Raw genomic sequence first — 7960 nt, forward strand, 5'->3', positions numbered from 1 at the left:
GGGCCCGCTTTTAGTTTAGGAAAGATTGCAATGTTTCAATACAAAGCTGTTATCGCTATCAGCAAGCAGATCAATAAATTAATTAATATACCGTTTCCAGATGTTCATCAGGGCTTTGGAGCTGTCGATTCAGTAGGTCAAATTCTGGCGAAGAAAGGTATGAAAAAGCCTCTCATTGTGACTGATAAAACGCTGGTTTCGTTGGGGATCGCCGACAAAGTTATTGCCTCGTTGAACGAAAGTGGCTTGGAATGTGCGGTTTTTGATGGTGTAGAGCCAGATCCTTGTGTGGCCTCTGTCGAGTGGGGCTTCAAGATTTATCAAGACAACCATTGTGATTGTATTATCGCATTGGGGGGTGGCTCGCCAATGGATTGTGCCAAGATCATCGGTGCTAAAGCTGTGCGCAACATCGATGTACGTCAAATGGCTGGTCAGCTTAAAATCCGTAAGAAACTGCCGCATCTTATCGCCATTCCTACAACTGCGGGTACTGGTTCAGAAGCAACCTTAGCTGCTGTTATTTCGGACAAAGAAAACAACGCAAAATTTGCTGTTATTGATCCGTCCTTGGTTCCAAAGGACGCTATTTTGGATCCTGCTCTGATGGCTGCACTTCCTGCTTCTATTACCGCAGCAACAGGTATGGATGCATTGACGCATGCTATTGAGGCGTACTTAGGTGGCTACAGCACGACATTGACGGACAAATATGCCGAAGATGCGATTAAGTCTATCTTTAAGAACTTGCCACTTGCCTATACCGATGGTGAGAATATGGTGGCTCGTGAGTGGATGGCCGTTGCATCATATCAAGCGGGTTGTTCGTTCACTCGGGCATTTGTCGGCTACGTACATGCTATCGCTCACCAATTAGGAGCTCTGTATCATGTTCCTCATGGTCTTGCTAATGCAGTGCTACTACCACACATCTTGCGCTTTAATTTGTCTGCTTGTGAGCAAAAGTTTGAAAGTATGGCGAAGATGGTAGGCCTTAACACTGGTCTTGAGTTTATTGAGGCGGTTGAACAGATGAACGATACGCTGAACATCCCTAAAACTATTAATCAGTTAAAAGCGGAAGATTTTGCTGAAATTTCTAAGCGAGCGTTGAAAGAAGCACACGGTACTTATCCGGTGCCGCGTTATATGACGCCAGCTCAATGCGAGAATATTCTCCGTAAACTGCTGCCGAACTGATCGTTGTTCATTGGTACAATAAAACGGCAGTAAAAGCGAAATCTGATTAAGTTAGGTTCCAAATGATCCCGATGCGAATTGTTGAAAATGTAAAACCAGCTGAGCTGGATGATGTGAGGCGCGTTGCCAAACTCATTCAACAGGATACCCGAACGGCAAAGTACGATTTAGTCAGCGGTATTTTGTGTGATGATAATGGTGACGCTATGGTGTTGCCCACTGTGTTAGAAAGCCAGAAACGTGTTGTTCAAAACTGGGGCAGAGTACCATTTTCAACCAGGCGGTTTATTTCCGGCGTAGAGCATTTGGTATTTGGAGCTGATTTCTGTCAGAAAAACGCGCAACAACTAGCCTCAGTACAAGCGCCTGGAGGAACGGGGGCGTTGAGGCTAGCGTTTGATTTTTTCGCTCAGCAACTTAAAGGCGAGCGAATTTGGATTGGTACACCATGCTGGTCTAATTATCAAAATGTCGCCAAAGCTGCCGGACTTGCCACACAATTTTTTGAGCACACTAGCCAAGTTGAAGTATTTGAACAGCAGCTTGTTGATACCAAGCCCAATGATGCGCTCATTTTGCAATCGGGCGCGCACAACCCTTCTGGTAGTGTGTATTCGAGTGAAGAGTGGCAGCAAATCGCACAGGTATGTCGTCGTAAACAACTTATCCCTATCATCGACAATGCCAGCCAAGGGCTTGGACGTGGAGTGGAAGAGGATAGTGAAGCCATTCGTGTTATTTCGTCGATATGCCCAAACCTCATTGTTGCCACTTCGTTTTCTAAAAATTTCACTTTGTATCACGAACAAGTGGGCGCACTAACAATAAAAGTCGAATGTGAAAGGTATACACGTGCGGTTCAGGAGGCAATGAATGGCATTATTCGCAGTAACTATTCTTCTCCTTCACAGTTTGGTGCATCTATTGTGACTGAAATACTAGGCGACGATTCGTTGCGTATGACATGGGAGAAGGAATTGATGGACGTTCGGAGCTTACTAAAACAGCGTAAACACGCTCTATTAACATCCATTAATAATGATAAAGCAATACCTACACACACAGTTTACGGGGTGTTTTTTCAGTTGCCACTCGCACTATCGGATATACGCGCATTGCGAACTAGGGATGCTATATATTTACTTGATAACGGAAGAATTAGTTTAACAGGCTTAACTCCGCGTATTATTGAGAATGTAGGAACTTGTATTCGACACGCACTCTTAAGGTGATTATATTATTGATACAACCCAATTCTAGGGTTGTATCCCTTCCGAAATCTGATTAGTGCTCAGGCGTCTCTAACAAACGAATGGCACTTTCTACAGCCGCACTCATTGCCTGATCATCTTCAAACTTACCTGAACCAGCAGGGCTAAGAACGCTAGCAAACAGATCTGCCTGTTTATTGAAAGGTAGATCTAACTGTTCATAAAGGTTTTGTCTGATTTCAGCGTGCTCTTCTGGCATTTTGTTGGAGAGGCTAACAAGCGTTTGATAAATTAACTCTTTCATGGTGTATCCATTTCTTTTTACTACGGGGGAGTATGATTGTAGCCAGCTTGAGAATGAGTTTCTTATGCAACTGTCACACTACAGACTATCAACGTGAAACTGTTCGCACGTTTTTAACGAAGGATTGCCTCATGGTCAGCATAATGTTTTGATGTTTAATTCTTAGACGGATATAGGGTAAAGCGCAATGAGTATTGTTTACAAAGTAAGTTCTGTTTTGTTTTTGGTGCTGCTGTCGTATTCAAACCATACCTTCGCTCTAGAAGCCCTTGGGCTAATAAGGGAAGATGGTTCAAAGCTTCAATATTATTTAAAAAAGAATACCCCAAACCATGATGACTTACTCATTCTAGTTCAAGGCTCAGACTGTAATAGCGTTACTCAAAACGCCCGAATTAATCAAGAGTTACCAAAGATACTCCCCAACGCCGATGTATTGACTGTCGAAAAGTATGGTATCGATGCAAGCTTGCGTTTGAGTGAGGAGATTGAGAGAGCGGACTGTCCTAAGGCGTATATTGACAATGATTCACCTGAGCAACGTGTCAGTGATTATTTGCAAGTGTTGGCTCATGTGGAGGCAGGCCAGCATTACGATAGAGTCATGATTGTTGGAGGGAGTGAAGGCGGGCTGATTGCCAATATGCTAACAGCGAACTCTGATCGTATTTCTTATACTGTTTCCATTAATAGCGGTGGTAGAAAGTTTATTGATGATGTAATCCACAGTATTCGTGTTGACGCTTCTTCTGAAGAGGTATTTGAACAAGAAAGTCAAGGCTTTATGGGTTTTTACAATCACCTATTAGACAGTGAACCCTTTGAGCTGGATATGAGTAATCACGGTTATAAATGGTGGCGAGGTGTATTCTCAGTCGACCAAGTTGAGGTCATAAAGCAAATCAATACACCTGTTTTACTCATCCAAGCTGGTCAGGATGAGAGCGTCTCGGTCGATTCGGCTATCGAGATGGCCGAAGATATCGCGAGTAGCAATCCCAATATAGAGTTCAAGTTATACGGTGATCTTAACCACGGATTGAAGCGCTCTACGGGAGATGATGCTCTTAGTCTGGTGATTGAGGATATTCAAATCTGGCTAAAAAAACAGTCGTGATGATAAAGCCATTTTCTTGCTGATCACATTCCACGATAGCTTGGTCCTCCACCGCCTTCAGGTGATGTCCAGTTAATGTTTGCCGATGGGTCTTTTATGTCGCAGGTCTTACAGTGAAGGCAGTTGGTCGCGTTGATATGCAACTGTGGTTGTCCGTCGGAATTGATGATTTCATAGACACCTGCTGGGCAGTAGCGCTGACTCGGTTCGTTGTATTGGGGTAGGTGGGTCTCGATAACCAGATCTGGATCATGCAGAAGAAGATGACACGGCTGGTTTTCTTCATGCTGCGTACCAGAGAGAAACAGAGAGGAAGGTTTATCAAAGCTTAGTTTGCCGTCTGGCTTAGGGTAGTCGATGGGCTTGGACTGTTTGACTCGATCTAGGCAGGCATGGTCTTCCGTAAGATCCTGCACTTTCCATGGTGCAGATCTTTTGAATAGCTTTGGCCACCAGTTTTGTTCGACTACATTGACTAGCCCGCCAATGGGCTCACCAAACCGATGAAGGTTAGCACCAAAATTTTGGGTGCTTGCCAGCTCATCATAAAGCCATGAAGATTCAAATTCACTTTGATAGTCAGGCTCACGCTCTGGTTGCGGTGCCACTAGAGACTTAAATACTGCTTCTCCCGCCAACATACCTGATTTCATAGCCGTGTGGCTGCCTTTAATTTTCCCCATATTGAGCGTACCAGCGTCACAGCCAATGAGCAGGCCACCGGGAAACTGTTGTTTCGGTAGTGAACGCAATCCCCCCTTGGCAATGGCTCTTGCCCCAAAACATAAACGCTCGCCATCGGACAAATATTTGGCAATAGCTCGATGATGTTTAAAGCGTTGGAATTCTTCAAAAGGATTGAGATGAGGGTTGCGGTAATTGAGGTCGGTAATCAGACCAACCGCAACCTGGTTATTGGGTAAGTGGTATAAAAAGCTACCACCAGTGGTACTCGTTTCACTGAGTGGCCAACCTACACCGTGGACAACGTGTCCTTGTTTATAATGCGGATGGTCTTTTGGCAGTTGCCACAGCTCTTTAAAGCCAAGCGCATAGTGTTGGGGCTGCATGTCATGGTCGAGAGAATACTTGTCGATGAGTGATTTACCTAGATGACCGCGAGCTCCTTCCGCAAAAATGGTGTATTGAGATAGGAGATCAATACCGGGCTCGAAGTTAGATTTTTTCTCTCCGTTTTTGTCGAGACCCATGTCAGCGGTTTGCACACCAACCACGGTGTTCGCTGAATCATATAAGACCTTACTCGCTGCGAAACCAGGAAAGACTTCGACTCCTAACTGCTCTGCTTGATCAGCTAACCATCGACATAAATTACCAAGGCTTATGACATGGTTGTCTGAGCTGTTTTTTAAACTGTTCGGGGTCAGAAATTCAGGTACTACGACATGATTGAGGTGAGTGGTGAGATACAAACATTCATCATTGGTGACGGGGTTTTTAACTGGAGCGCCGAGGCTTGTCCAATCGGGGCAAAGCTCATCTAATGCACGAGTTTCAAAAACGGCACCGGAGAGTATATGCGCACCGACTTCAGCCCCTTTTTCTATCACGCAGATTGAAAGTGGCTTTTCTTGCTGCTGCAATTGAGCTAGTCGAATGGCAGCCGAGAGCCCAGCGGGGCCCGCGCCTACAATCACCACGTCAAATTCCATTGATTCTCTTTGCATGTTGTACACCTTGGTTGCCATCCATCGGATCTTAAAGATGTTACGTATAACTATAGTGCAGTTGACGTAAACGTAAACTTAGCTAAGCTCATTTTATAACCACTTTATGGCGCTTGTGTTCAAAACAGGAGGGTGTATGAAGGTATTAGTGGCGGTTAAACGTGTCATCGATCCCTATGCAAAAATCCGAGTAAATGACGATGGGTCTGGGGTTGAAACCAACAATATGAAAATGTCGATGAACCCCTTTTGCGAGATTGCAGTTGAAGAGGCAATTCGGCTGCGAGAGGCAGGAGTAGCGACAGAAATTGTAGTGGTCAGCATCGGTGATAGTGCGGTTCAAGAGACACTTCGTAATGCACTTGCCTTAGGGGCTGATCGCGCCATTCATGTTGAAACCGAGTCAATGTTAGAGCCTTTAGCCGTGGCAAAAGTGCTTAAGCAAGTTATGTCACAAGAATCGCCTCAATTGGTGTTAGTGGGCAAACAATCTATTGATACTGACAACAACCAAGTTGCTCAGATGCTCGCCGCTCTGACTGATCGTCCACAAGGTACATTCGCATCGAAACTTGTTATCGAAGGAGATGCTGCATTAGTGACAAGAGAAGTGGATGGCGGATTGGAAACATTGAGTTTGCAGTTACCAGCGATTATCAGCACTGATTTACGCCTCAATGAACCAAGGTATGCCTCTTTGCCCAACATAATGAAAGCGAAAAAGAAGCCGCTAGATGTCGTTCCCATTGAATCATTAGCGGTTGATATTGAGTCGCGTCAAGAGGTGTTAGAAGTGATGGCTCCGAAATCACGCGCACCGGGTCAATCGGTAGCGAGTGTCGACGAGCTGGTGGATAAGCTCCGTAATGAAGCCAAAGTGCTTTGACTAAGGGGGAGGGTAAATCATGGATAGTAAAACATTGGTCATTGCTGAGCATGATAATAGCAATATCGCCGCAGATACGCTGAAAACGCTACATGCTGCAAGCCAGATAGGCGGTGATATTGCTGTTCTTGTGGTAGGCAACAAGGTTACAGCAATAGCGGAAAGCTTATCAAAAGTGAAGGGAGTAACGCAGGTAATCCGTGTCGATGCCGAGCAATTCAAACATCCCACCGCTGAAGATGTCGCTCCTATTATTGTTGAGTTGAGCGGGGTGTTTACTCATTTTCTTGCACCAGCAACAACATTTGGCAAAAACCTTATGCCGACAGTGGCAGCGCTGCTGGATGTTGGGCAGTTGTCAGACGTTATTCAAATCGAATCACCCGATACTGTTATTCGCCCAATTTATGCCGGCAACGCGCTAGCGAGAGTAAAGTCCAACGATTCCAAGTTGGTGATGACGATTCGTGGCTCAGCGTTTGATTCAGCGAGTACGGATAGCCAAGAAAATGCATCAGTTGAAGCGCTTGTGTCAAAGACTTCTCAACAAACCCTGGCTAGCTTTATTGATTCTCAACAGACGGTATCAGAGCGCCCCGACTTGTCGTCAGCAAAAGTCGTTATATCAGGAGGTCGAGGTCTAGGCAGTAAAGAAAACTTTGCTCTCGTTGAGCGCTTGGCCGACAAACTGGGTGGTGCCATTGGCGCATCAAGAGCTGCGGTCGACGCCGGTTTTGTTTCTAACGACCTGCAAGTAGGTCAGACGGGCAAAATTGTCGCTCCTGAGCTATATATTGCTATTGGTATCTCCGGAGCTATTCAGCACATGGCGGGAATGAAGGACTCTAAGGTTATCGTGGCAATTAATAGTGACCCGGATGCAGCGATCTTTGAGGTGGCAGACTATGGGTTAGTTGGAGACTTATTCGAAATCATGCCGGAGCTGATTGATAAGGTGCCTTAGCCTATCTTTCGTTGTTCAAACATACTAGCTGTAGTGGTTTAATGATCCCGGACACCAAATTAGGTGGTAAAGTCTCCACCGTAAATGAGGTGTTCAATGACAAAACGACAACGACGTACATTTTCTCCTGAGTTCAAAGTAGATGCCGCAAGCTTGGTTCTTGATCAAGGTTACTCAATATCTGAGGCGGCACGATCCTTAGATATCGGCGATACGGCCTTACGACGCTGGGTAGATCAACTAAAGATTGAGCGCGGCGGAGAAACGCCAGCGGTTAAAGCTCTAACGCCAGAACAGCAGAAGATCCAAGAGTTAGAAGCTAGGATTAATCGCTTGGTAAGAGAAAAATCCATACCAAAAAAGGCCACAGCTCTCTTAATGTCGGACGAACTCGAACGTTCTCGCTAATTGACCAGTTGAGGGAGCATGAACCGGTCAAAGTTCTTTGTGAGCTGTTCGATGTAGCTTCTTCCTGCTACTACGAGTTTAAACAACGAAAGCCGGATGCCAATCGTATTCGGTTAGTCAGCCGAGTTAAGCAGCTCTTTAACATGAGTCGTGGCTCTGCCGGAAGTCGGACTCTTGCTTCT

Annotated in this window: 7 protein-coding genes and 2 pseudogenes; 7 read left to right on the forward strand and 2 right to left on the reverse strand. The window is 45.4% G+C overall.

Annotated features, from left to right (window positions below; genetic code table 11):
- The first annotated feature begins 30 nt into the window (after positions 1–30).
- Positions 31–1200, forward strand: coding sequence for an iron-containing alcohol dehydrogenase (locus L4C42_RS05950; protein WP_353499205.1), 1170 nt, complete (start codon positions 31–33; stop codon positions 1198–1200).
- 62 nt (positions 1201–1262) lie between these two features.
- Entirely contained in the window at positions 1263–2432 is a 1170-nt protein-coding gene (locus L4C42_RS05955) for an aminotransferase class I/II-fold pyridoxal phosphate-dependent enzyme (RefSeq protein ID WP_418642980.1), read from the forward strand.
- Between the two features lie 52 nt (positions 2433–2484).
- Here the strand turns inward: L4C42_RS05955 and L4C42_RS05960 are convergent, their stop codons facing one another.
- Positions 2485–2715, reverse strand: a complete 231-nt coding sequence (locus L4C42_RS05960; RefSeq protein WP_353499207.1) for a PAS factor family protein — start codon at positions 2713–2715, stop codon at positions 2485–2487.
- A 187-nt stretch (positions 2716–2902) separates the two neighbouring features.
- Here L4C42_RS05960 and L4C42_RS05965 point away from each other — a divergent pair, with 187 nt between their 5' ends.
- Complete coding sequence (locus tag L4C42_RS05965) at positions 2903–3832, forward strand: alpha/beta hydrolase family protein (protein ID WP_353499208.1); 930 nt, start codon at positions 2903–2905, stop codon at positions 3830–3832.
- A 23-nt stretch (positions 3833–3855) separates the two neighbouring features.
- Here L4C42_RS05965 and L4C42_RS05970 read toward each other — a convergent pair whose 3' ends face one another.
- Positions 3856–5541 carry an electron transfer flavoprotein-ubiquinone oxidoreductase gene (locus tag L4C42_RS05970; protein WP_353499209.1) on the reverse strand — a complete coding sequence of 562 codons (1686 nt, stop codon included), beginning with the start codon at positions 5539–5541 and terminating at the stop codon, positions 3856–3858.
- Positions 5542–5656: 115 nt separating this feature from the next.
- Between L4C42_RS05970 and L4C42_RS05975 the strand changes: the two genes are divergently transcribed.
- From L4C42_RS05975 to L4C42_RS05990, 4 genes and pseudogenes are all read left to right on the forward strand, one after another.
- Positions 5657–6406: an electron transfer flavoprotein subunit beta/FixA family protein gene (locus L4C42_RS05975; RefSeq protein ID WP_353499210.1), complete on the forward strand. Its 750-nt coding sequence runs from the start codon at positions 5657–5659 to the stop codon at positions 6404–6406.
- Between the two features lie 19 nt (positions 6407–6425).
- Positions 6426–6894: pseudogene (locus tag L4C42_RS05980) on the forward strand (electron transfer flavoprotein subunit alpha/FixB family protein); the annotation flags it as partial.
- A 41-nt stretch (positions 6895–6935) separates the two neighbouring features.
- Positions 6936–7370, forward strand: a complete 435-nt coding sequence (locus tag L4C42_RS05985; RefSeq protein WP_418643008.1) for an electron transfer flavoprotein subunit alpha/FixB family protein — start codon at positions 6936–6938, stop codon at positions 7368–7370.
- Between the two features lie 96 nt (positions 7371–7466).
- A pseudogene (locus L4C42_RS05990) lies at positions 7467–7960 on the forward strand (transposase); the annotation flags it as partial.

Source organism: Vibrio wakamikoensis (genome assembly GCF_050337275.1).
Classification (GTDB): Bacteria; Pseudomonadota; Gammaproteobacteria; order Enterobacterales; family Vibrionaceae; genus Vibrio; species Vibrio chaetopteri.

Bases quoted from the DNA above. Each gene is read 5' to 3' on its own strand.
- L4C42_RS05970 (WP_353499209.1), bottom strand. From the start codon at position 5,541: ATGGCAACCAAGGTGTACAACATGCAAAGAGAATCAATGGAATTTGAC.
- L4C42_RS05950 (WP_353499205.1), top strand. From the start codon at position 31: ATGTTTCAATACAAAGCTGTTATCGCTATCAGCAAGCAGATCAATAAA.
- L4C42_RS05960 (WP_353499207.1), bottom strand. From the start codon at position 2,715: ATGAAAGAGTTAATTTATCAAACGCTTGTTAGCCTCTCCAACAAAATG.
- L4C42_RS05955 (WP_418642980.1), top strand. From the start codon at position 1,263: ATGATCCCGATGCGAATTGTTGAAAATGTAAAACCAGCTGAGCTGGAT.
- L4C42_RS05975 (WP_353499210.1), top strand. From the start codon at position 5,657: ATGAAGGTATTAGTGGCGGTTAAACGTGTCATCGATCCCTATGCAAAA.
- L4C42_RS05965 (WP_353499208.1), top strand. From the start codon at position 2,903: ATGAGTATTGTTTACAAAGTAAGTTCTGTTTTGTTTTTGGTGCTGCTG.